23 protein-coding genes and 1 riboswitch are annotated in these 22,980 nt (G+C 68.4%); of the genes, 7 read left to right on the forward strand and 16 right to left on the reverse strand.

The window, feature by feature from the left end; translation table 11 throughout:
• Both ACAD63_RS04415 and ubiD read right to left on the reverse strand, forming a co-directional pair.
• Entirely contained in the window at nt 1-2,025 is a 2,025-nt protein-coding gene (locus ACAD63_RS04415) for an acetoacetate--CoA ligase (protein WP_434033490.1), read from the reverse strand.
• Between the two features lie 121 nt (nt 2,026-2,146).
• Nucleotides 2,147-3,676: a 4-hydroxy-3-polyprenylbenzoate decarboxylase gene (gene ubiD, locus ACAD63_RS04420; RefSeq protein ID WP_434033491.1), complete on the reverse strand. Its 1,530-nt coding sequence runs from the start codon at nt 3,674-3,676 to the stop codon at nt 2,147-2,149.
• A 671-nt stretch (nt 3,677-4,347) separates the two neighbouring features.
• On the opposite strand from ubiD, the gene ACAD63_RS04425 reads away from it, so the two are divergent.
• The gene (locus ACAD63_RS04425) at nt 4,348-5,418 is read left to right on the forward strand and encodes a lytic transglycosylase domain-containing protein (protein WP_195427290.1); all 1,071 of its coding nucleotides are present in this window, start codon (nt 4,348-4,350) and stop codon (nt 5,416-5,418) included.
• An 85-nt stretch (nt 5,419-5,503) separates the two neighbouring features.
• Here ACAD63_RS04425 and ACAD63_RS04430 read toward each other — a convergent pair whose 3' ends face one another.
• From ACAD63_RS04430 to ACAD63_RS04485, 12 genes are all read right to left on the reverse strand, one after another.
• Complete coding sequence (locus tag ACAD63_RS04430) at nt 5,504-6,688, reverse strand: pyridoxal phosphate-dependent aminotransferase (RefSeq protein ID WP_135705705.1); 1,185 nt, start codon at nt 6,686-6,688, stop codon at nt 5,504-5,506.
• 124 nt (nt 6,689-6,812) lie between these two features.
• Nucleotides 6,813-7,340: a transcription antitermination factor NusB gene (nusB, locus tag ACAD63_RS04435; protein WP_133092509.1), complete on the reverse strand. Its 528-nt coding sequence runs from the start codon at nt 7,338-7,340 to the stop codon at nt 6,813-6,815.
• Nucleotides 7,333-7,830 (reverse strand): 6,7-dimethyl-8-ribityllumazine synthase, encoded by a 498-nt coding sequence (ribH, locus tag ACAD63_RS04440; protein WP_029045447.1) that lies wholly within the window; start codon nt 7,828-7,830, stop codon nt 7,333-7,335. The genes nusB and ribH overlap by 8 nt, the downstream gene beginning before the upstream one ends.
• Before the next feature lie 97 nt (nt 7,831-7,927).
• Complete coding sequence (gene ribBA, locus ACAD63_RS04445) at nt 7,928-9,037, reverse strand: bifunctional 3,4-dihydroxy-2-butanone-4-phosphate synthase/GTP cyclohydrolase II (RefSeq protein WP_133092432.1); 1,110 nt, start codon at nt 9,035-9,037, stop codon at nt 7,928-7,930.
• A gap of 222 nt (nt 9,038-9,259) precedes the next feature.
• The gene (locus ACAD63_RS04450; protein ID WP_135705704.1) at nt 9,260-9,880 is read right to left on the reverse strand and encodes a riboflavin synthase; all 621 of its coding nucleotides are present in this window, start codon (nt 9,878-9,880) and stop codon (nt 9,260-9,262) included.
• A 143-nt stretch (nt 9,881-10,023) separates the two neighbouring features.
• Entirely contained in the window at nt 10,024-11,139 is a 1,116-nt protein-coding gene (ribD, locus tag ACAD63_RS04455; RefSeq protein WP_133092430.1) for a bifunctional diaminohydroxyphosphoribosylaminopyrimidine deaminase/5-amino-6-(5-phosphoribosylamino)uracil reductase RibD, read from the reverse strand.
• 63 nt (nt 11,140-11,202) lie between these two features.
• Nucleotides 11,203-11,739: a GspH/FimT family pseudopilin gene (locus ACAD63_RS04460; RefSeq protein WP_135705702.1), complete on the reverse strand. Its 537-nt coding sequence runs from the start codon at nt 11,737-11,739 to the stop codon at nt 11,203-11,205.
• A gap of 1 nt (nt 11,740) precedes the next feature.
• Nucleotides 11,741-12,175, reverse strand: a complete 435-nt coding sequence (locus tag ACAD63_RS04465; protein ID WP_195427292.1) for a type IV pilin protein — start codon at nt 12,173-12,175, stop codon at nt 11,741-11,743.
• Nucleotides 12,172-13,977, reverse strand: coding sequence for a PilC/PilY family type IV pilus protein (locus tag ACAD63_RS04470; RefSeq protein WP_195427293.1), 1,806 nt, complete (start codon nt 13,975-13,977; stop codon nt 12,172-12,174). Before ACAD63_RS04470 ends, ACAD63_RS04465 begins: the two co-directional genes overlap by 4 nt.
• A complete protein-coding gene (locus ACAD63_RS04475; protein ID WP_240745894.1) occupies nt 13,974-14,516 on the reverse strand; it encodes a pilus assembly protein in 543 nt (180 codons plus the stop codon). Before ACAD63_RS04475 ends, ACAD63_RS04470 begins: the two co-directional genes overlap by 4 nt.
• 11 nt (nt 14,517-14,527) lie before the next feature.
• A complete protein-coding gene (locus ACAD63_RS04480; RefSeq protein ID WP_133092425.1) occupies nt 14,528-15,415 on the reverse strand; it encodes a PilW family protein in 888 nt (295 codons plus the stop codon).
• A 26-nt stretch (nt 15,416-15,441) separates the two neighbouring features.
• Nucleotides 15,442-15,738: a hypothetical protein gene (locus tag ACAD63_RS04485; protein ID WP_434033492.1), complete on the reverse strand. Its 297-nt coding sequence runs from the start codon at nt 15,736-15,738 to the stop codon at nt 15,442-15,444.
• A 201-nt stretch (nt 15,739-15,939) separates the two neighbouring features.
• Between ACAD63_RS04485 and ACAD63_RS04490 the strand changes: the two genes are divergently transcribed.
• The gene (locus ACAD63_RS04490; protein ID WP_195427294.1) at nt 15,940-16,308 is read left to right on the forward strand and encodes a type IV pilin protein; all 369 of its coding nucleotides are present in this window, start codon (nt 15,940-15,942) and stop codon (nt 16,306-16,308) included.
• A gap of 69 nt (nt 16,309-16,377) precedes the next feature.
• On the opposite strand, the gene nrdR is transcribed toward ACAD63_RS04490, so the two are convergent.
• Together nrdR and glyA are read right to left on the reverse strand one after the other, a co-directional pair.
• A complete protein-coding gene (gene nrdR / locus ACAD63_RS04495; RefSeq protein WP_133092423.1) occupies nt 16,378-16,842 on the reverse strand; it encodes a transcriptional regulator NrdR in 465 nt (154 codons plus the stop codon).
• A gap of 153 nt (nt 16,843-16,995) precedes the next feature.
• On the reverse strand, nt 16,996-18,243 hold the full coding sequence (gene glyA / locus ACAD63_RS04500) for a serine hydroxymethyltransferase (protein WP_133092422.1): 1,248 nt from the start codon (nt 18,241-18,243) through the stop codon (nt 16,996-16,998).
• A gap of 133 nt (nt 18,244-18,376) precedes the next feature.
• Nucleotides 18,377-18,478, reverse strand: a riboswitch (ZMP/ZTP riboswitch).
• 154 nt (nt 18,479-18,632) lie between these two features.
• Between glyA and ybgC the strand changes: the two genes are divergently transcribed.
• The 5 genes from ybgC (at nt 18,633) to tolB (ending at nt 22,965) form a co-directional block, all read left to right on the forward strand.
• Complete coding sequence (gene ybgC, locus ACAD63_RS04505; RefSeq protein ID WP_029045460.1) at nt 18,633-19,037, forward strand: tol-pal system-associated acyl-CoA thioesterase; 405 nt, start codon at nt 18,633-18,635, stop codon at nt 19,035-19,037.
• The gene (gene tolQ / locus ACAD63_RS04510; protein ID WP_195427295.1) at nt 19,034-19,717 is read left to right on the forward strand and encodes a protein TolQ; all 684 of its coding nucleotides are present in this window, start codon (nt 19,034-19,036) and stop codon (nt 19,715-19,717) included. Before ybgC ends, tolQ begins: the two co-directional genes overlap by 4 nt.
• A 64-nt stretch (nt 19,718-19,781) precedes the next feature.
• Nucleotides 19,782-20,225: a protein TolR gene (gene tolR / locus ACAD63_RS04515; RefSeq protein WP_029045462.1), complete on the forward strand. Its 444-nt coding sequence runs from the start codon at nt 19,782-19,784 to the stop codon at nt 20,223-20,225.
• 92 nt (nt 20,226-20,317) lie between these two features.
• Nucleotides 20,318-21,406 carry a cell envelope integrity protein TolA gene (tolA, locus tag ACAD63_RS04520; RefSeq protein WP_434033493.1) on the forward strand — a complete coding sequence of 363 codons (1,089 nt, stop codon included), beginning with the start codon at nt 20,318-20,320 and terminating at the stop codon, nt 21,404-21,406.
• A gap of 206 nt (nt 21,407-21,612) precedes the next feature.
• Nucleotides 21,613-22,965: a Tol-Pal system beta propeller repeat protein TolB gene (tolB, locus tag ACAD63_RS04525; RefSeq protein ID WP_133092420.1), complete on the forward strand. Its 1,353-nt coding sequence runs from the start codon at nt 21,613-21,615 to the stop codon at nt 22,963-22,965.
• The last annotated feature ends 15 nt before the right edge of the window (nt 22,966-22,980 follow it).

The raw sequence follows: 22,980 nt of genomic DNA on the forward strand, positions 1-22,980 counted from the left end.
CTACGCCGTGGCGGACTCGGCTTGCCGCGCCTGCAGGAAACGCGCGGCGTAGTCGAAGTACCAGTCGAGCGTATCCGGGTTGGCCATGGCATCGCGGTTGGCGATGCTGGCCGGCGCGTGGCCGAGCAGCAGCTTCTTGATCGGCACTTCCATCTTCTTGCCCGACAGCGTGCGCGGCACGCCCGGCACCTGCACGATCTCGTTGGGCACGTGGCGCGACGACAGCGCCTCGCGGATGCGCGCGCGCAGGGTGTCGCGCAGTGCGTCGTCGAGCACCAGCCCTTCGCGCAGTACCACGAACAGCGGCATGTAGGACTCGCGGCCCAGGTATTCCAGGTCGACCACCATGCTGTCGAGCACTTCCGGCCGGTCTTCCACCACGCGGTACAGCTCGCTGGTGCCCATGCGGATGCCGTGGCGGTTGATGGTGGCGTCCGAACGCCCGTAGATCACCGCGCCCCCGCGCGGCGTGATCCTGATCCAGTCGCCATGCCGCCAGGCGCCGGGATAGGTGTCGAAATAGCTGTCGCGGTAGCGCTTGCCGTCGGCATCGCCCCACAGGAACAGCGGCATCGACGGCATCGGCTCGGTGCAGACCAGCTCGCCGACCTGGTCAGTCAGCGCCTGCCCGTTGTCGTCGAACGCCTGCACCTTGGCGCCCAGGCAGCGGCACTGCATCTCGCCCGAATAGACCGGCAGCAGCGGGCAGCCCGCCACGAACGAGCCGGCAAAGTCGGTGCCGCCCGACATCGGCACCAGCCAGATGTCTTCGCGCACGTGGCGGTAGATCCAGTCGTAGGCCTCGACCGGCAGCGGCGAGCCGGTCGAGCCCAGGCCGTGCAGCCGCGACAGGTCGGCGATGCGCGCCGGCTCGATGCCCGCCTTCATGCAGCTGGTGAAGAACGCCGCGCCGGCCCCGAACATGGTCACGCCGGCATCGTCGACAAAGCGCCACAGCACGCCGGCGTCGGGCCAGGCCGGGTTGCCGTCATAGAGTGCGATGGTGGTGCCGAGCAGCAGGCCGGCGACCTGCGCGTTCCACATGATCCAGCCGCTGCTGCTGTACCAGTGGAAGACGTCGTCCGGGCCGAGGTTGTTGTGGAACGCCATCAGCTTGAGCTGCTCGATGACGATGCCGCCGTGGCCATGCACGATCGGCTTGGGCATGCCGGTGGTGCCGGAGGAGTAGACGATCCACAGCGGATGGTCGAAGGGCACCGGCTCGATAGTCAGCGGCACGTCGTGCGCGAGCACGTCCGGCCACGCATGGGTGCGTATGCCGGACGGCGCGGGTACGCTCGCGCCGACTTGCGGCACCAGCACCAGGTCGGTCAGCGAGGGCAGGGCGGCTACCAGGTCCGCCAGCACCGGCCCGCGCTCGTAGAGCTTGCCGCCATAGCGGTAGCCGTCGACGGCGATCAGCACCTTCGGCCCTATCTGGCGGAAGCGGTCGATCACCGCCACCTGGCCCATGTCGGGCGCGCAGCCGGACCAGACCGCGCCCAGGCTGGCGGTGGCCAGGAAGGCGACGATGGTGGCGGGGATATTGGGCAGGTAGCCGGCAATGCGGTCGCCGCGCTGCACGCCCATCTGGCGCAGCGAATGCGCCAGCGAGGCGACCTGGGCTTCGAGGGTAGCCCAGCTGATATCCGTCAGTGGCTGCGCTTCGCCGGCATAGCGGATGGCGGTGCGCTCGCGGGCAGCGCCTGTGCCTGCGTGGCGGAACACCTGCTGCACATAGTTCAGCGTGGCGCCCTCGAACCAGCGCGCGCCCGGCATGGTGCGCCGGTCCAGCACCTGCGCCGCGGGCGTGTCGAAATGGACGTCGAAGTAGGCGCGCACCGCGTCCCAGAAGGCTTCCAGCTCGGTGACGGACCACTGCCACAGGCTGTCGTAGTCGTCAAAGGCGAGACCGCGCTCGGCGCGCAGCCAGCGCATGAAGGCGGCGATCTGGCTGCTGTCGCGGAACGCCCCGGACGGCGTCCACATCAGGTTCCCTTCGGTCAAAGGGGCAGTGCTGCTCATGTCTCCTCCTTGGGCCCGTCTGTCGCGGGTATCGGATGGTGGGTGATGGGGATCCCGGGCGCCTGTGGCGGCACCCGGGCATCAGCGTGACATGATAGCCGGGGATGGAGACGGTTGCCGGTCAGGTGCCCGCCGGCCGGTCGAACAGGCTTTCCCACATGGCGTCGACCCTGGCCTTGACCGCCGCCTCCATGGAGATCGGCGTACCCCATTCGCGCGTGGTCTCGCCGGGCCACTTGTCGGTGGCGTCGATGCCCATCTTGGAACCCAGGCCCGACACCGGGGAGGCGAAGTCCAGGTAGTCGATCGGCGTGTTGTCGACCAGCACCGTGTCGCGGCTGGGGTCGACGCGCGTGGTGATGGCCCAGATCACTTCCTTCCAGTCGCGCACGTCGACATCGTCGTCGACCACGACGATGAATTTCGTATACATGAACTGGCGCAGGAAGCTCCATACCCCGAACATCACGCGCTTGGCATGGCCGGCGTACTGCTTCTTCATGCGCACCAGCGCCATGCGGTAGCTGCAGCCTTCCGGCGGCAGGTAGAAGTCGGTGATTTCCGGGAACTGCTTTTGCAGCAGCGGCACGAACACCTCGTTCAGTGCCACGCCCAGCACGGCGGGCTCGTCGGGCGGCTTGCCGGTGTAGGTGGAGTGGTAGATCGGGTCGCGCCGCATGGTGATGCGGTCGATGGTGAACACCGGGAACCAGTCCTGCTCGTTGTAGTAGCCGGTGTGGTCGCCGAACGGGCCTTCCAGCGCATGCTGGTAGCCGGACGGGTGCTTCGGGTCCGGCTGGATATGGCCTTCCAGCACGATCTCGGCCGACGCCGGCACGCTTAGTTCGGACAGGGTCGGCGTCACGCAGCCGGCCAGCGCGGTGCGGCTGCCGCGCAGCAGGCCGGCGAACTGGTACTCGGACAGCGTATCGGGCACCGGCGTCACCGCGCCGAGGATGGTGGCGGGGTCGGCGCCCAGCGCCACCGCGATCGGGAACGGCTTGCCGGGGTTGGCCAACGCATGCTCGCGGAAGTCGAGCGCGCCGCCGCGATGCGCCAGCCAGCGCATGATGACCTGGTTGCGGCCGATCACCTGCTGGCGGTAGATGCCCAGGTTCTGGCGCTTCTTGTGCGGTCCCTTGGTGACGACCAGGCCCCAGGTGATCAGCGGCGCGGCGTCGCCGGGCCAGCAGGTCTGGATCGGCAGGCGCGCCAGGTCGACGTCATTGCCTTCCCAGACCACCTCCTGGCAGGCCGGGCTGCTGACGCGCTTTGGTGCCATATCCCACACAGATTTGGCGAGCGTAAACAGCTTGCCCGCTTCGCGCAGTCCGCGCGGCGGCTCGGGTTCCTTCAGGGCTGACAGCACGCGGCCGATGTCGCGCAGGTCTTCCATCGATTCGGCACCCATGCCGAGTGCGACCCTGTGTGTCGTACCGAACAGATTGGCCAGTACCGGGACGCTATAGATACCGTCACCGGCCGCCGCGCCGGCGGGCCGTTCGAACAGCACGGCGGGGCCGCCGGCACGCAGCAGCCGGTCGCAGACCTCGGTCATTTCCAGGTTGGGCGAGACCGGGCGGGAGATGCGGCGAAGTTCGCCCATCTGCTCGAGTTGGCCGATAAAGTCGCGCAAGTCTTTGTATTGCATAGTGAATTCGGTTTGGCGCGGGCCGTGTGCGGCCGGCGCAAGGCGGCATCCAAGTCGGTGACGATACACATACACCGGCGCCCCGGCAAAAAAATCAGCAAATCGGGGTGGGGGAAATTGTAAGTTTTTTGTCGTCACAGCCGTGGCGTCAAGGTCTGCGAGGCTAGGCCAGGACTATGTTTGCGGGTCCAAGAGTGATGCGGGCGCGACAAGATAAGGCTTGTTACAAATAACCAAAAGTAGTGTGAACCGTTATTCTTATGCTTGACGAGGTATAACACCGTTCCTACAATCCGGTCTTGCTGATGGAGTGTTGCGTTGCAACATAAATTTCACCCTTGTGTCAAGGGGTGCACATAGAAAAAGTGCGGGGGGATCGCACGATTCGCTCCAGTCAGATCGAACAGACCGAGGCTACCGGCCCGATGCAATAGCGGGCCGAGGCGGTTGCCTCCGGCAGGGAGCCGGAGCGTTTTACGGTTGTCGAGATAAGTCGTGGCAGGGTGGGCTCCCCCAGAGTCGACCCTGTTTCCAGTTGGGCGCATGGGGAGCGCCTGCCAACAGATGCTTGGCTGTCACTGCTAGACGGCGCGGCATCCTTACTTGAGTACGTTGAGATCGGGCGTATGCCGCAGTCTGGCATGCGAAGCGGGCAACGGATGGAGGTAAGCATGAGCGGTTGGAAAACCCTTCATCTTCCCGGCATCGGACGCGCCTTGCAGGTTCGCCTCCGACAGCCGGTACCCGGAGTGAGTCGGGCATTGCAGGTCCGTCTCGCGCATCCGGTCGCGGGCCGCGCCTTGCGCGGTGGCCGCACAACGCTGAAGTACGCGCTGAACAGCCTTGGCGTGGTTGCGGTCGTCTCGGCCGTGTCGCTGTGGCTGAGCCAGGAATGGCGCACCACGCTGGCGGCGCTGCTGGCTGGCGATGAGGCACCGGCGGTGCTGGTCGCCGCCGCCATGCCGACGGCGGAAGTGGCGCCGGCCGTGGCCAGCGCAGCCGTGCCGGCCCTGTCGGCCGACGCCGCTGCCGCCCGTCTGGCACGCGGCAAGGGCGGCCTGCCGACGGTTTCGGGCGTGGACGAATGGGGCCTGGCGGCGAACGCCAAGGTGCCGTCGGTCGCGCACCTGGCCGAGCGGATCCCGGTCACGCGCGTGGCGGCGGACGCCCGCAATACCGCCACGCTCGGCACCGCGCGCGAGCAGGCGGCCGTGGCCGACTACATCGCCCGCAAGTACCGCGTGGCGGCGCAGGCCACCGCGCAACTGGTCAAGGCAGCCTACCTGACCGGCCGCGAGGTCGGCATCGACCCGCTGCTGATCCTGGGCGTGATCGCGATCGAGTCCAGCTTCAACCCGTACGCCGAGAGCGGCGTGGGCGCGCAGGGCCTGATGCAGGTCATGACCAAGGTCCACCAGGACAAGTACGAGGCCGTGGGCGGCGTCGCCGCGGCGCTGAACCCGTACGCCAATATCAAGATCGGTGCGCTGGTGCTGAAGGACTGCATCGCCCGCGCCGGCTCGATCGAAGGCGGCCTGAAGTACTACGTCGGCGCCACCACGGCGACCGATGGCGGCTACGGCGCCAAGGTGCTGGCCGAGCGTGCCCGCCTGCGCCAGCTGATTGGCGTGCGCGCGGCGCCGGCTGACAACGGCAAGGCGGGTGGTAGCGGCAAGGCACCAGCCGAGCATGCCGCGCCGACCGAGAAGCTGGAAGCCAGCAACGGCTCGAACAACGCCTGAGGCTTTTGCGCCGGCTCTCCTAACAGAAAAAGCACCCCGCGGGGTGCTTTTTCTGTTTCCGGGGCCGCTGCGCTGTGCTGTCGGCTCAGCCGCGGAACAGCTTCGCCAGCCGTGCCATTGCCTCTTCGATGTTCTCGCGCGAGGTCGCATACGAGATGCGGATGTAGTCGCTTGCGGTATGCGGCCCGAAATCCTGCCCCGGCACCATCACCACGCCCGCATCGTGCAGCATCGCCTGCGTCAGCCGGTCGGCATCGCCGGCCGCCGGGTGGTTGACGCCGCGGCAGTCGGCATAGACGTAGAAGGCGCCGTCCGGGCGCACCGGCACGCGCAGGCCCAGCGCCTCCAGCGCCGGCACGACCAGGTCGCGGCGGCGGCGGAACTCGGCCTTGCGCTCGTCATAGATTGCCAGTGCCTCGGGGGTGAAGCAGGCGAGCGCCGCGTACTGCGCCACGGCGGAGGCGCAGATAAAGAGGTTCTGGGCGACCTTTTCGAAGGCCTCGACCAGCGCATCCGGCACCACCAGCCAGCCCAGCCGCCAGCCGGTCATGTTGAAGTACTTGGAGAAGCTGTTCACCGTGACCACGTTGTCGTCCAGGCTCAGCGCCGAGACCGGCGCGGCGTCGTACGACAGGCCCTGGTAGATCTCGTCGACGATGGCGAAGCCGTTGCGGGCACGCACCGCCTGCAGGATGCGGCCGAGCTCGTCGGGCAGGATCGAGGTGCCGGTCGGGTTGGATGGCGTGGCCAGCAGCACGCCGCAGGTCTGCTCGCGCCAGTTGGCCTCGACCTGTGCTGCGGTGAGCTGGAAGCGCTCCGCCGGGCCGCTCGGGATCATGCGCGCTGCGCCGTCGAAGGCGGCGACGAAGTGGCGGTTGCACGGGTAGCTGGGATCGGGCATCAGCACTTCGGCGCCAATCTCGACCAGCACCGCGCACGCCAGCAGCAGCGCGCCGGAAGCGCCCGCCGTGACGATCACGCGGCGTGCCGGGATGTCCAGGCCGTAGGCCGTCTTGTAGTAGCCGGCGATGGCCTCGCGCAGCGGATGGATGCCAAGCGCACCGGTGTATTGCGTGACGCCGCGGCGCATCGCCGCCTCGGCCGCGCGCACCACCGGCCCGGCGGCGGTGAAGTCCGGCTCGCCGATGCCCATGTGCACGATATGGCGGCCGGCGCGCTCGAGTTCGGCGGCCTGCTTGGCCAGTTCCATGACGTGGAAGGCATTGATGTTGGCGACGCGGGCGGCGGTGGCAAGACGTTGCATGTCCATGGCGATGGGGAGAGAGGCGGGCGGAGCCCGTTCAGCAAAAAGAATACGTATAAACGAAAACACCCGCCGCGGCGGGTGTTTCGTCAGGTCCTGGTGCCGGCGCAAGCGCCAGCCGGATGACCGCTCAACGGCGCGCCGCGACCTCGGCCGCGCGCACCTGGGCGGCGAGCTTGTCCAGCACGCCGTTGACGTACTTGTAGCCTTCGACGCCGCCAAAGGTCTTGGTCAGCTCGACCGCTTCGTTGATCACGACCTTGTATGGGATGTCGAGGCAGTGCACCAGCTCGTAGCTGCCGACCAGCAGCGCGGCGCGCTCCACCGGCGACAGCTCGTCCACGGTGCGGTCCAGGAACGGCTCGAACGCGGCGGTCAGGCGGGCCTCTTCACGCACGGTGCCGTTGAGCAGCGCGTCGAAGTGCTCGCGGTCGGCCTTGTTGAAGCCCTGGGCGTCATGCAGGTGGGCCTGGATCGCGCCGATGTCGTTGCGGTTCAGCAGCCATTGGTACAGGCCCTGCAGCGCCAGCTCGCGCGAGCGGCGGCGCGCGCTCTTGGGCGGTGCCTTGGCTTCGGTGCGGGCCGCGGGCTTGTTGCCGGCGGGCTTGCCGGCGTCATTGCCGCCCGCGTTCTCGGGGGCGTTGGACGTATTACTCATCATCGTCCTCATCGTCTTCCTGGCCGCGCAGCGAGTCCAGCGCATCGACCAGGTTGGCCATCTCCACCGCGGCGCGGGCGCAGTCGCGGCCCTTTTCGCGGGTGCGGGCATGGGCCTGCTCGTCAGTGTCGACGGTCAGGATGCCGTTGGCGACCGGCACGTTGAAATCCAGGCCGACGCGGGTGATGCCGGCGCCGGATTCGTTCGAGACCAGCTCGAAGTGGTAGGTCTCGCCGCGCACCACGGCGCCGAGCGCGACCAGCGCGTCGAACTGGCCGCTCTCGGCCATCTTCTGCAGTGCCAGCGGCACTTCCAGCGCGCCGGGGACGGTCACCACCAGGGTGTCCTCGCCTTCGACGCCGAGCTTTTCCAGCTCGGCCACGCAGGCTTCGAGCAGCTCGGCGCAGACCGGCTCGTTGAAGCGCGCCTGCACGATGCCGATACGCAGGCCTTCACCGTCGAGGTTGCTGGGGTAGAAGCCGTGATCCATTGTTCAAGTTCTCCAGTTTTCGGGGCGGCCGCGGCGGCTTGGCGCCGCGGCCGGGGTGTATTGGGGGAGGCTCAGGGGAAGCTTAGTCCGGGAAGGCTCAGTCGGCCTGGCCGTTCATGGGCTGGTAGCCGGTCACTTCCAGGTCGAAGCCGGTCATGCTGGGCATGCGCTGCCGGGCGGCCAGCACGCGCATCTTGCCGACGCCGACATCCTTCAGGATCTGCGCGCCCATGCCATAGGTGCGCAGGTCCGGCTTGCGGCGGGGGCGGGTCTGCGGTGCGTCGAGTGCGGTGAACTGCGTGAACAGCTGCTCGACGGTGTCGCCGCAGTTCAGCAGCACGATCACGCCGCTGTCGGCCTGGTCGATGGCCTGCATCGCCGCCGGGATGCTCCACGAATGCGTGGTCGACTTCACTTCCAGCAAGTCCAGCACGGAGAAGGGCTCGTGCACGCGCACCAGCGTTTCCTTGTCCGGCGTCGGCGCGCCGCGCACCAGTGCCAGGTGGGCCTGGCCGGTCGGCTTGTCGCGGTAGGCGATGCTGCGGAAGGTGCCGTACGGCGTCTGCATGTCGCGTTCGCCGACGCGCTCGATGATGCTCTCGGTGCGGCTGCGGTAGTGGATCAGGTCGGCAATGGTGCCGATCTTCAGGTCGTGTTCCCGGGCGAATTCGATCAGGTCCGGCAGGCGCGCCATGGTGCCGTCGTCCTTCATGATCTCGCAGATCACGGCGGCGGGCGTCAGGCCGGCCAGGGCGCCCAGGTCGCAACCGGCCTCGGTATGGCCGGCGCGGATCAGCACGCCGCCGGGCTGGGCCGTCAGCGGGAAGATATGGCCGGGCTGGACCAGGTCGGCCGGCCTGGCGTCGCGGGCCACCGCGGCCTGCACGGTGCGGGCACGGTCGGCGGCCGAGATGCCGGTGGTCACGCCTTCGGCGGCCTCGATCGACACCGTGAAGTTGGTGCCGTGCTGGGTGCCGTTGCGGGTGACCATCGGGTGCAGGTCCAGCTGGCGGCAGCGCTCGGCGGTCAGCGTCAGGCAGATCAGGCCGCGGCCGTGCTTGGCCATGAAGTTGATCGCCTCGGGAGTGACGAAGTCGGCAGCCAGCACCAGGTCGCCTTCATTCTCGCGGTCTTCCTCGTCAACAAGGATGACCATGCGGCCGGCACGGATGTCGGCAATGATGTCTTCGGTACGGGCGATTGTCATGGCGTGCAGGACGGCAAATTGAGGCGAAACGAGCGAAATGCCGCGAATAAGGCGGACGGGAACGGTGGCCGCGTCGGGAGGCGGCCGGACTGAGGCGGGGCGTCGGGCCTGGCGCGCCAGGGCATATACGCCCGGCAGGATGCCCAGTCAAGCCGGGTATTGTACGCCAAGGCAGGCGGCGCGGGCGGCCGCGCCGCGGGAAAGTGCGGCGGCGGCACGGGCCTACTTGCCGGTGTCAGTGGCCGACAGCATCCGCTCCACGTAGCGCGCGATCAGGTCGATTTCCAGGTTCACGCGGGCGCCGGGCTTGAGCTCCTGCAGCGTGGTCACCTCGACCGTGTGCGGGATCAGGTTGATCGAGAACACGCAGCCGTCGGCTTCGTCGCTGACGCGGTTGACCGTCAGCGAGACGCCATTGACCACCACCGAGCCCTTGTAGGCCAGGTAGCGGGCCAGCTCGCGCGGCGCGCGGATGCGCAGTTCATGCGATTCGCCGACGGGCGCGAAATGCACCACTTCGCCCAGTCCGTCGACGTGCCCGGAGACCAGGTGGCCGCCGAGGCGATCGGCCAGCCGCAGCGCCTTCTCCAGGTTGACGCGGCCGGCGCTCTCCAGGCCGACGGTCTTGTCGAGCGACTCGCGCGAGACCTCGACGTCGAAGCTGTCCTCGCCCATGGCGATCACCGTCATGCAGGCGCCCTGGATCGCGATGCTGTCGCCGACGATCACATCGGACAGGTCCAGGCCGCCGGCGGCGACATGCAGGCGCACGCCGGCATCGGCGGCACCCAGCGGGGTTACGGTTTCGATGCGGCCGACGGCCGCGACAATGCCTGTGAACATGGTGGTGTCTTCTGTCTTGGTCAATCTGGGATTGGGCGATTAGGCGATTAGGCGATTAGGCGATCATGCGATCAGGCGATCAGGCGATCAGGCGATCATGCGATCAGGCGATCAGGCGATCAGGCGATCAGGCGATCAGGCGATCAGGCGTCGTTGCGGCGCGCGATTAGCCGCAGGTCGTCGCCGATCTGCCGGATTTCATGCCAGCGGAACTGCGCGGCATCCTGCAGCCGCGCCAGCGGCGGCAGGTTGAACATGCCCTGCGCGTCGCCAAGCAGCTTGGGCGCCAGGTAGATCAGCAGCTCGTCGGCGCAGTGTTCGCGCACCAGCGAGCCATTGAGCTTGAAGCCCGCTTCGACGTGCAATTCGTTGATGCCGCGCCGGCCCAGCTCCTGCAGCATCCGGGGCAGCTCGACCTTTCCGTGCGGGTTGGGCAGGACCACCACTTCGGCGCCGCGCGCTTCCAGCGCCCGCTGGCGTTCGCGGTCTTCCACCGCGCAGAACACCAGCACCGGCTTGGCGAACTCGCCGGCGTCCGGCGCCAGGATCTTTGCGTCGAGCGGCACTTCCAGCCGCGAGTCGACCAAAACCCGCTGCGGCTGGCGTGGGGTGGCGAGCGCGCGCACGGTCAGCGCCGGGTCGTCGTCGCGGACCGTGCCGATGCCGGTCAGGATCGCGCAGGCGCGCGCGCGCCAGGCATGGCCGTCGTCGCGCGCCGCCTGGCCGGTGATCCACTGGCTGGTGCCGTCATGCAGCGCGGTGCCGCCGTCCATCGACGCCGCCACCTTGACCCGCACCCACGGCAGCCCGCGCGTCATGCGCGACACGAAACCGATGTTGAGATCGCGCGCTTCCTTTTCCAGCAGGCCGCAGCGGACGTCGATGCCGGCATCGCGCAGGCGCTGCAGGCCGCGTCCGGAGACCGAGGGGTTGGGGTCTTCCATTGCCGCTACCACCCGCGCCACGCCGGCGCGCACCAGCGCATCGGCGCATGGCGGCGTGCGGCCGAAGTGGCTGCACGGCTCGAGTGTGACGTAGGCGGTGGCGCCGTCCGGATCCAGCCCGCGCGACAGCGCGTCTTTTATCGCCTGGATTTCGGCATGGTCCTGTCCGGCCGGCTGGGTGTAACCCTGGCCGATGACCTGGCCGTCCTTGACCAGCACGCAGCCGACGCGCGGATTGGGCGTGGTGGTGAACATGCCCCGCGCGGCGAGCGCGAGGGCCTGTTGCATGGCGGCGTGGTCGGTATCGGAAAACATGGCGCCTGTAGCTCGTGGCCGGTTTGCTGTGGATGGGAGGAGAGTCTGTCCGGGGTTCCAGGGTTACAGCGGCTCGGGCCCGTCCGCTGCATCGCAATCGCTGTCGCGGCCCGGCGTGCAGAGCCGGATGCGGCCCTGGGCGCCAAGGCGCACCTGGCGCTGCGCGCCGCGGCAGCTGAGCGCGAAGGTGGCGGCCTGGAAGCCGCCTTGTTCAGACCGAGAGTATCCCACAGCTGTGAATCGCACCGTATGGCTGTCGCGGCCGGTCTGCCGCAGCGCCACGCGCAGGCAGGACGCGGCGGGCTCGACCACCGCCAGCGGCGTCGTAGCCGGGCCGGGTCCGGCCAGCAGTTGCCAGCCGCGGTCGAGGCCGGGCTGTCCGTCCAGAGGCTGTAGCGTCACTTCGATGCGGCGCGCCATCGCAGTGGAGCGCGCCAGCGCCAGCGACGCGGCAAGCCGGTCGGCGGCCTGGTCCACCGCCTGGCGCGCCAGCAGTGCGCTGAAGGATGGCCAGGCCGTGGCGGCCAGCACCGCCAGGATGGCGAGGCAGGCCAGCAGCTCGGCCAGGCTCACGCCGGCGCAGCGAGGAACGCGTGGCATCTCAGCACTCTGCCGGCAACGGGCCCGGCCGGTCCGCGTTCTCCGGCCAGGACAGCCACTGGCCGGTGCTGCGCAGGATCAGGACGCCGCACTGCTGGTCGGGCTGGCGCGGCGTGGCGCGCAGTTCGACGCAGGTGTCCAGGCTCGCCGCCGGGCAGGGCGCTGCCGAAATGACATGCCGTGCCAGGCCGGTTGCCGGCACCGGGCGCGGCCAGTCGCCGGCCACGGTGTCGCCTCCGGGCTGCGTGGCGAAGCTCATGGCTCCCGCGGCGTGCCGTTCCAGCTCCAGCAAGGCAGAGGCCAGTTCGGCGCGTGCCTGGGCGCGCCAGCCGCGCCGGAGATGCTCGTGCCAGGCGGGCACGGCAAGCGAAGCCAGCAGCGCGGCGATCACCACCACGGCCATGAGCTCGATCAGGGAAAAGCCGCGCGGACTCATGGTGCCGTCTCCTTGGCCGGACCCGCCAGTTCGCGCCATGCCAGCCGGCCGGTGCGACGGCTTGCCACCACGTGTGCAAGGCGCGTTGCCACGCCGTTCTCCACTGCCCATAGCGCCAGCGCGTGGACCTCGCGGCCGGCACTGCCGGCCTGGGGTGTCATCCCCGGCAGGGTTTCACGGGTGAAGATCGGCGGGCCTTCGCTGACTTGCCCGGTGACAAAGGGAAGCACCGGCGCGCCGTCCGTCTTGCGGCCGACTGACTCGCCAGTGGCACCCAGCACGAGGTAGCTCCGCTGCCTGCCGTCCGGCAGCCGTGTCACGACGACGAGGTAGCCCGGCGAGGCCAAGCTGACGCGCTCGATCTGTTCGTCGGCATCGGGCAGGACAAGGTGCCAGCCAACCGTTTGCGCCGACGGCCTCTGGCCCGGTGCGGCCTGGAGGACAAAGCCGGCGCCTTGTGCTCGCACTTCGATGCTGGCGGGCTGGCTGGCGGCATGGGTGCCATCGGCTACGGCGGCCAGTTCGTTGCCGGCCGCATAGACCACCAGCGGTTGCGCCGGCGTGCCCAGCACCACCGGCGGGGCCGGCTCGGCAAGGCCGACCCCGCCGCGCAGGCGATACAGGCAGGTGGCCGGCGGCGCAGGCTGCTGCCGCAGGACATCGCCCAGCGCAAAACGCCACAGCTGGCCGTCAGCATCGGTGGCGTACGCAGCCAGCGCAGTGCCGTCGAACGCCTTTGCCACGGTCACGGCGCGCAGCGCGGCCGCCGATGGCGTGCCGTCGCAGCCTTGCCCGGCCACGCGCAGCATGCGCCATGGCGCCGCTGGCGTGTCGAGCGGCAGCAGCGCAAGCCCGGGCTCCGCCGGTGGTGCCAGCAGTGCGATGGCATGCCAGCGCGGCGCCTGGCTGTCGCTTAGCGCGGCCACGCGAACCGGCCCGATGCCGGCAAGCGGCAAGGCCGGCGTGGCCGCCTGTTCCCACAGCAACCGCAATGGCAGCGCGGCGTCTGGTTCGGTGATGTCTAGTGCAAACACCCCGGCAATGTCCTCCGGCCCGCCGCGGAACGCGCACAGCAGCAGCGTGCGCCAGGCACCGCCGACGACGGCGTCGGTGCTTTCGGGGCGGGGGCAGGGATTGGGCGCGACCGGGGCCCTGGACTCGGCCATGGCGGCGGCCAGCGGCAGCAACGTGCGGGGCAGGTAGACGGCACGCTCCTCGCCGTTGACGGCATCGAAGCCGTGCAGCTGGCCATCGACGGTGCCGAGCCATGCCATGTGTGGCCGCTGTGCATGGCGCACGCGGAAGGGAGCATGGCCAGGCTGTCCCGGCTGCCACGCCGGCGGCGCGACCACCAGCACGCGCGCGCCGCGCGCGCTGGCCAGCCGCGTCTCGCGCGGGCGCAGCGCGGGATTGGCATTGTCGCCGCGCAGCCAGGCCAGTTGCTGGACGTCGAGTCGCTCGCGCGTGGCATCGTCCAGGTCGGGCCATTGGAGCGCCACCAGCCGCTCCGGCTGGAGCATGGACGCCGGCAGCGAGGTGTAGATCCTGCGCGATGGGAGTTGCCTGGCATCCAGCAAGGCACCCGCTTCCCACAGGCCCGACAGTGGCTGGCGATCGTCGGTGCCGACGAGCGACGCTTGCCAGCCGACTGCGCGCAACCGGCCAGTCCAGGATTTTGCGCCGGGTTCGATCTGGTAAGCGAGCGGGAGCTGGCCGGCAGTGCTGTCATTGCCGGCCGCAACCGCCAGGACAGGCAGCAGCGGGAGCACGCAGGCAAGCATAAGGGCGGCGCGTAGGTTCATGGCTGCACGATGCTCTGCACGACGGCCCGTACCGCGGGCGAGCGGCCGAAGCCGACGGCGGTGATGCGCAGCCGCGGCAAGGCCGGCCGGCCTTCGTCAGGCATGGGGCCGTAGTCGAGCAGCTCGGCAACGTAACGCGGCGCCGTAAAAGAACCTGCAAAGGCTTCCGGCACGATGGCAACGCCGCTTGCCGGCACGCCAATCGCCAGGTCCGTAGCCAGGCCATGCAGCCACGGCTGCCATACCGGCGTGCGCGCGTGCGCAGTGTTGCACAGCGCCGCCTGCGCGCCGCGACCGCATTCGCCCGCGGCGGGCCACTGGCCGAAGCGGTCGTCACTGCCACCGGCGGCGGCGAGCAGTTCCGCCTCCGCCTCGAGCAGGGCGGCTTCTGCTGCCCGGAACGCGATCTCGCGATCGCGGCCGGCGGCCGCCAGTTGCCGGCCTGCCAAAAGCATTTGCAGCATGGCCGCCGCGGTGGCGGCGACCAGCAGCAGCATCGTCGCCGCGAACAGCAGCGTGATGCCGCCGGCCTGCGTCATCGCGTGCGGCCTCAGCATAGTGTCTCCTCGCAGCGCAGGGCGTTGCGCAGGCGGACCGTCGTGGCGAACACGCGCCGGTTGGCGCGGTGCGTGTCGACCGGCGCTGCCTGCAGGTCGGCCAGGGCATCGTCAGCGCGCGCGCTCACGGCAGCGTCACGGGCAGCGCCGCGCTGCTCGCCCTGCAGCGCAAGCGCGATCTGCACCGCCAGTACGCGCTGCCATGCGTGCGCCCCCATGGCCTGGACCCGTGCCGCTGGCAGGAACGCATCTGGCTGACGGTCGCCATCCATGTCCACCCCGAAGCGCAGTTGCAGCGAGGCGACGCCACGGACCAGTGCCCCCGAAGTCCAGCCCTGTCCGTCGACCTGGCCATTGCGGCGGGACGGATAGCGGCACAGCAGTTGCGGCTCGCCGTCCGTGGCGGCGGCTATATAGAGCATGTTCGCCGCGACAAAACCCGTGGCGCCTTCGGCCCCCGCCATCCGTGCCGCCAGCGGATACCCGCTGCAATCGATCATCGTCTCGTCAGGCTGGCTCGGATCGCCGGGCTGGCCCTGGCCGCTGAACCGCACCAGCAGCACATCGCTGTTCGCGACGCCGTGGCGGGTGCACGTCGGCACTTCGGCGATGCCCGGCTGCCCGCAGTCGTCGGCGCCGCTGACGGCGGGCGGCGCCGACGCGTCGAGTGTGCCGGCATGCCAGCCGGCCTGGCGCAGCAGCGCGCTCAGGATGGCGAGCGCGCGCTGGCCGCGTTCTTCCAGCAGTACGCGCTCCGCCGCGCTGCGGTAGGCGGACAGTGCCACCTGCCACGCCGCCGTGGCGACGGCGGCGACAATGAGCCCGAGCGCCAGGCCGACCATGGCTTCGGTCAGCGAAAAGCCCTGGCCATGGCGGCGCATCGGAAGCGTTCGTATCGGAAGCGCTCTCATGGCAGCCCCGCGCCGGCACGGTTCAGAGGCAGTCCGGCCGGCCATGGCGCCAGTTCGGCCGACTCTGCCGTCCTGCGCGTGTCATGGCTAGCCTGATCCAGCGCTCGCTGCCAGCCGAGTCCCGTCGGCCCCAGGATTGCGAGCGATGCCAGGCCGGCGGTGAAGATCGCCAGCCCGCAGAGCGATTCGAACAGGATGTATCCGCGGATGGCGCCACGTGGAGGCAGGCAACGAGGAAGACAACGAAGCAGGCAACGAAGCAGGCGGCAGGGCAGGGCGAAGAGATGGTGCATGGCGCGCGGCGTCAGGGCATTTCGGGACCTCCACCGTATCCCGCCGCTGCCGTGCGCTTTGTAGACGCCTGATATGAATGCGCAAAATTTGGTAAGACCGCGATGAACCGGTCGCCAGCGCGACCACGGGCGATGTCATCAGCGTGATGGAAAAGGGCAATATCTGGGTTCCGTAGCCGCCGCGTCCGGACCATGGGCGGCATGACGCTGATCGGGCTGATGGTCGCGGTATCGATCCTCGGCATCCTCGCCGCGATCGCCATCCCCAACTGCACCGAGCATGTGCGGCGTCGCTACCGCACCGATGCGCGCGGCATGATGACCGAGGCGGCGCAGCAGCTGGAGCGCTTCCGCTCGGTCAACGGGCGCGATGACCAGGATACGGCCGGGGCGGCGTTTGCCTTGCCGGCAGCGTTGCGCACCTCGCCGCGCGACAGCAACCGGGTGCGCTACAACATCTCGCTGGTGGCCAGTTCGCTGACGGCGAACGGCTATGTGTGCAGGCCGTGCCAGTCAATGCGGCGGATGCCTGCGGCACCTCCTTGCCGGACCAGGCGGGCACGCGGCTGAACGCGGTCGGCGCGAATCCCGCCGCGTATCTGCAAGACTGCTGGGAACGTTGACGGTGGAGCAGGGCGCTCAGCGCTTGCTGTTGCCCGCGGTCACTTCGGCGAGCACATCGGAGAATTCGGAAACATCCTCGAAACTCCGGTACACCGACGCAAACCGGATATACGCGATCTTGTCGAGCTTGCGCAGCTCGCGCATCACCAGCTCGCCGACCTGGCTGCTGGGGATTTCCTTCTCGCCCAGCGACAGCAGTCTTTCCTCGATGCGGGTGATGGCTTCATCGATGGCCTCGGCCGAGACCGGGCGCTTGCGCAGCGCCAGGCGCATCGAATCCTTCAGCTTGGCGCGCGCGTAGTCGACGCGCGAACCGTTTTTCTTGACGATGGCGGGAAAGAACAGCTCGATCCGCTCATAGGTGGTGAAGCGGCGGTCGCAGGACTCGCAGCGCCGGCGCCGGCGCACGGCATCGCCGTCTTCCGACATGCGCGTGTCGAGCACCTGGGTATTGGAATGACCGCAAAAGGGGCATTTCATGCCGGACCACCTTCAGTTGAATTCCGTCGCCTGTTCCGCATGGATGTCCTGCGCAGGCGGGCGGGTTGGCGAGGCCCGCAAGCCGGACCGCCTGCGTGTGGCAGGGCGCGGCTTGCGGGGCTGCCGGCCACCCTCGCGGGTGGCCTGGAAGCATCAGCCGTAGACCGGGAAACGCTTGGTCAGGGCAGCCACCTGCTCGCGCACGCTGGCGATGTTGGCGGCGTCGTGCGGGTTCTCCAGCACGTCGGCGATCAGGTTGCCGACGATGCGGGCTTCTTCTTCCTTGAAGCCGCGCGTGGTCATGGCCGGCGAGCCCAGGCGCACGCCCGAGGTCACGAACGGCTTTTCCGGATCGTTCGGGATGGCGTTCTTGTTGACGGTGATGTGCGCCTCGCCCAGGATGCGTTCGGCGTCCTTGCCGGTGATGTGCTTGGCGCGCAGGTCGACCAGCATCACGTGGCTTTCGGTACGGCCAGAGACGATGCGCAGGCCGCGCGCGATCAGGGTCTCGGCCAGCACGGCGGCGTTCTTCACCACTTGCTGCTGGTATTCCTTGAACTCGGGGGTCAGTGCTTCCTTGAACGCCACCGCCTTGCCGGCGATCACGTGCATCAGCGGGCCGCCCTGGATGCCGGGGAAGATCGCCGAGTTGATGGCCTTCTCATGCTCGGCCTTCATCAGGATCACGCCGCCGCGCGGGCCGCGCAGGCTCTTGTGCGTGGTGGTGGTGACGAAGTCGGCGTGCGGCACCGGGTTCGGGTAGACGCCCGCGGCGATCAGGCCAGCGTAGTGGGCCATGTCGACCATGAAGTAGGCACCGATCGACTTGGCGACCTTGCTGATGCGCTCGAAGTCGATGCGCAGCGCGAAGGCCGAGGCGCCGGCGATGATCAGCTTGGGCTTCTTCTCTTGCGCGAGCTTTTCCAGCGCGTCGTAGTCGATGTCTTCCTGGGCGTTCAGGCCGTAGCTGACCACGTTGAACCACTTGCCGCTCATGTTGAGCGCCATGCCGTGGGTGAGGTGGCCGCCTTCGGCCAGGCTCATGCCCATGATGGTGTCGCCCGGCTTGAGCATGGCGAAGTACACGCCCTGGTTGGCCTGCGAGCCCGAGTTGGGCTGCACGTTGGCGGCCTCGGCGCCGAACAGCTGCTTGACGCGGTCGATGGCCAGCTGCTCGACCATGTCGACAAACTCGCAGCCACCGTAGTAGCGCTTGCCGGGATAGCCCTCGGCATACTTGTTGGTCAGTTGCGAACCCTGCGCGGCCATCACGGCCGGCGAGGTGTAGTTTTCGGAGGCGATCAGCTCGATGTGGTCTTCCTGGCGCTGGTTTTCCTTCTGGATGGCGGCAAAGACCTCAGGGTCGATCTGGTCGATCGTGAAACGGCTGCGTTCGAACATGGCGAGACTCGTCTGAAAAAAGGGAATCCGATTCAAGCATCGGGGGCATCGGTTAGGGCGCGCGGGGAAGGCTAGCGGCGACCGGCGCCGGCGGCGCTTTGCAGCCGTCGGCGCAGGGCGCACCCTGCTTCCCATTCGCTGCCCAGGCGAGCGGCAGGCGTGTGAAACAACACGCCAGAGAACTTGCGCTTCCTCGTGGTAGTGCCCACTGACTTCGCCAGTCGCGCAAGATGGAATGGTTGCGCGCAGTGTAGCGCGTAGAGTGCGCCCGCCGCAAGCCGTCAACCCGCCAGCCAAGGCTGGTCAAGGGCTGGCCAGCAACTTGCTGTTGCAAACTCGTACTGCGGGTTTACACGAAACCGCGTTCGCTCTCCGTTACAATCGCGGCCATGACAAACTTTGTCTGGACCCTGCGGGTGTACTGGGAAGACACCGACGCGGGCGGCGTAGTGTTCTACGCCAACTACCTCAAGTTCTTCGAACGGGCCCGCACCGAGTGGCTGCGTTCGCTCGGTATCGAGCAGCAGGCGCTGGCCGACGAGGCCGGCGTGGTCTTCATCGTCCGTAGCACGGCGGTGGACTACAATGCGCCCGCCCGCCTCGATGACCAGCTCGAGATCCGCACGCGCATCGACCGGGTCGGCCCGGCCTCGGTCCAGTTCACGCAGGAAGCCTGGCGTGACGAGCTGATGCTTGCATCCGGCGCCATCCGCGTCGGATGTGTTGATCGAAGCACTTTTCGTCCCGCCCCGATTCCGGCCCCCGTCCTAGCTACCATCAAGTCCGCCCGATGAATCCCGTGACCGTCACGCAAGACATGTCGATCGTAACGCTGGTGCTCCACGCCAGCCTGCTGGCACAGGCCGTCATGGCGCTGTTGCTCGTCATGTCGCTGTTTTCGTGGACCTATATCTTCCGCAAGCACCTGGCATTGCGCTCGGCGCGCACCCAGACCGAAGGGTTCGAGCGCGACTTCTGGGCCGGCGGCGACCTGCAGGCGCTCTATAACAGTGCCGTCAACAACCGCCACAACACCGGCGCGCTCGAGCGGATCTTTGAATCCGGCATGGGCGAGTTCCTGAAGGCGCGCGAGCGCGGCAACGATTCCGGCGCGCTGCTCGACGCGGCCCGCCGCGCCATGCGTGCCGCCTACCAGCGCGAGATGGACGTGCTCGAGTCGCACCTGCCGTTCCTGGCCTCGGTGGGCTCGGTCAGCCCGTATATCGGCCTGTTCGGCACCGTGTGGGGGATCATGAACGCATTCCGCGGCCTGTCGAATGTGCAGCAGGCCACGCTGGCATCGGTGGCCCCCGGCATTGCCGAAGCGCTGGTGGCCACCGCGATCGGCCTGTTCGCGGCGATCCCGGCGGTGATCGCGTATAACCGCTATGCCACCGAAATCGACCGCCTGGCGATCCGTTTCGAAAGCTTCATGGAAGAGTTCCTGAACATCCTGCAACGGCAGGCGCGCTAACCGAATCCAAGACGGGGAGTCCGGGTGAGCGGCCCGGGCTCCCGTCGTTTCCAGGAGTCCTGCAATGGCAGCCATTCAGCGCCGCGGCGGTTCGCGCCGCCGGGCAAGCGCCGACATCAACGTCGTGCCCTATATCGACGTCATGCTCGTGCTGCTGGTCATCTTCATGGTGGCAGCGCCGATCGTGAGCCCCGCCACCGTGGACCTGCCCACCGTGGCCAACGCCACGCCGCAGCAGAAGGCGCCGCCGATCGTCGTCACCGTGCACGAGAACGGCGACCTGACCGCGCGCGGCAAGGACAACGCCGGCAATGCCTTCGAGCGCAAGCTCGACAAGCAGGGCCTGCTCGATTTCGTGCACCAGCGCCAGAACGAGAACCCGGACCAGCCGGTGGTGATCGCCGCCGACCGTTCGGTGAAGTACGAAGCCGTGCTCGATGTCATGTCGGTCCTGAAGGCCGACGGCATCAAGCGCGTGGGCCTGATGGTCAAGTCCAAGACTTCCTGACGCGTTGAACCCGCGTTGAACCCGCGTTGAACCCGTATTGAAGCCGCATTGATGCGCCCGACTGACAGCCATTGCGATTGCCGTTGCGCCCGATGAATACCGTCGCCGCCTATCCCTACCAGCCGGTGAAAGAGCGGGGAACCATGCGTTCCTTCGTGCTCGCGCTCGTCATGCACCTGCTGCTGGGCATCGTGCTGTATTACGGCGTGCACTGGCAGAGCAGCACGCCGGTCGGCGCCGAGGCCGAGCTGTGGGAAGAGGTTCCCGCCGCCACCGCGCCGCCACCGCCGCCGCGCGAACCTGAGCCCGAGCCGGTGGTGCAGCCGCGCCCGGTGCCGGCACCGCCGGCGCCGCAGGTGAAGAGCAAGGTCGAGGAAGACGCCGACATCGCGCTCGAGAAGAAGAAGCGGCAGGCCGAGGCCGCAGCGCGCGAGGAAGCCGAGCGCAAGGAAACGGCCCGCAAGGAGGCCGAACGCAAGGAAGCGGCGCGCAAGGAAGAAGCCCGGAAGGAAGAAGCGCGGAAGGAAGAAGCGCGGAAGGAAGAAGCGCGGAAGGACGCGGCGCGCAAGGAAGCCGAGCGCAAGGAGGCTGAGCGCAAGGAAGCGCAGCGCAAGGAAGACGCGAAGAAAAAGGCCGCGCAGCAGGAGCAGGATCGCAAGGAACAGGCCGAGCGCGAGCGCAAGGAAGCCGCCGACGCCAAGGCCAGGGCCCAGGCGGACGCCAAGGCGAAAGCCCAGGCCGAGGCGAAGGCCAAGGCACAGGCCGATGCCAAGGCCAAGGCACAGTCCGAGGCGGCCGCCAATGCACAGCGCAAGAGCGAACTGGCGCGCCTGCAGGCGCTGGCCGGCGGCGGCGCCGGCGGTGGTGGCGTTGGCAGCACGACCGGCGCGGGCGCCGGCGGCGGCGGCAAGGCCTCGCCGGGCTATGCCGACCGCGTGCGCCGCCGGGTGAAGCCCAACATCGTGTTCACCGAAGACGTACCGGGCAACCCCAGCGCGGTGGTATCGGTGCGGCTGGCGCCGGATGGCTCGCTGATGTCGGCGCGGCTGTCCAAGTCCAGCGGCAATTCGTCGTGGGACAATGCCGTGCTGCGCGCGGTCGAACGTTCCGATCCGCTGCCGCGCGACGAGGACGGCAAGGCGCCGTCCAGCTTCACCATCACCTTCCGGCCGAAGGACTGAGTGACCGGCGCGCCATGATTTGCAACATAATGCAACCTTCATCGCCGGCTTTCAGTCCCATCGCTACGATGGCAGGTTGCCTGACGCAGCCGGCAGTGTGCAGACCGCACGCACAACGGGGATGCGCCATGCGCGGTCCTGCCCGTGTTGCCGTCTGCCTGATTCCTGCCGTGCCCGACGAATCTTGAAATCGACTGAGGAGCAGCATGCGAAAGCTTTGGGCCCCCAACTGGCTGTCCGAGAGGCGGCACCATGCAAACCAACGAGCCGCCCGCCGGGCGGGACGCCGCGCGCTGATGGCGTGGCTGGCCGCGGCACTGACCGTGGCCGCCGGCGCCGCGCACGCGCAGCTTAACGTTGAGATCTCCGGGGTTGGCTCGAGCCAGATCCCGGTTGCCACCGCCAATTTCCAGGGCGAGGCCCAGGCCCCGCAGAACCTGACCGCGATCATCCGCGCCGACCTGGCGCGCAGCGGCCGCCTGCGCAATGTCGACCCCGGCGGCGCCACGGTCGCGGAATCCGCCAATGTCGACCTGGGCAGCTGGAAGTCGCGCGGCGCCGACGCCTTCGTGGCCGGCAGCGTGACCCCCGCCGCGGGTGGCCAGTACGAGGTGCGTTTCCGCCTGTACGACACGGTCAAGGGCCAGAGCCTGGGCGGGCTGGCCTTCACGGTCAACCAGGGCCAGCTGCGCGTGACCGCTCACAAGATCGCCGACTACATCTACGAGAAGCTGCTGGGCGAGCGCGGCGTGTTTGCCACGCGCCTGTCGTACGTGTCCAAGGTGGGCGGCAAGTACCAGCTGCTGATCTCGGACTCGGACGGCCAGAACTCGCAGGTGGCGCTGACCAGCAACGAGCCGATCATCTCGCCGTCGTGGTCGCCGGACGGCCGCCGCGTGGCCTATGTCTCGTTCGAAGCCAAGAAGCCGGTGGTGTACGTGCACGACCTGGCCAGCGGCAAGCGCACGCTGGTATCGAACCAGAAGGGCAACAACAGCGCGCCGTCGTGGTCGCCTGACGGCCAGCGCCTGGCACTGGCGCTGTCGCGCGACGGCAATACCCAGATCTACCAGGTGAACGCCGACGGTTCAGGCATCCGCCGCCTGTCGCGCAGCAGCGCCATCGACACCGAGCCGCAGTACTCGCCCGACGGCCGCAGCATCTACTTCACCAGCGACCGCGGCGGTGCGCCGCAGGTCTATCGCATGCCCGCCGGCGGCGAAGAGGCCGGCGCGGCGCAGCGTGTCACCTTCAAGGGCAGCTACAACGTAAGCCCGCGCATCTCGCCGGACGGCAAGTACCTGGCGTACATCTCGCGCGCGGGCGGCTTCAAGCTGCAACTGCAGGACCTGAGCAACGGCGACGTGACGTCGCTGACGGATACGGCCAACGATGAGGCCCCGAGCTTCGCCGCCAACGGCAAGTACATTCTCTATGCCACCCGTGTGGGCGGTCGCGCGGTGCTGGCGGCCGTGTCCACTGACGGGCGTACCCGGCAGGTTCTGTCCCTCCAGTCCGGCGATGTTCGCGAGCCGTCCTGGGGTCCTTTCATGCAATAACAGGAGTCATTCACC

The sequence above is a fragment of the Cupriavidus sp. a3 genome, assembly GCF_051015765.1.
Classification (GTDB): domain Bacteria; phylum Pseudomonadota; class Gammaproteobacteria; order Burkholderiales; family Burkholderiaceae; genus Cupriavidus; species Cupriavidus oxalaticus_A.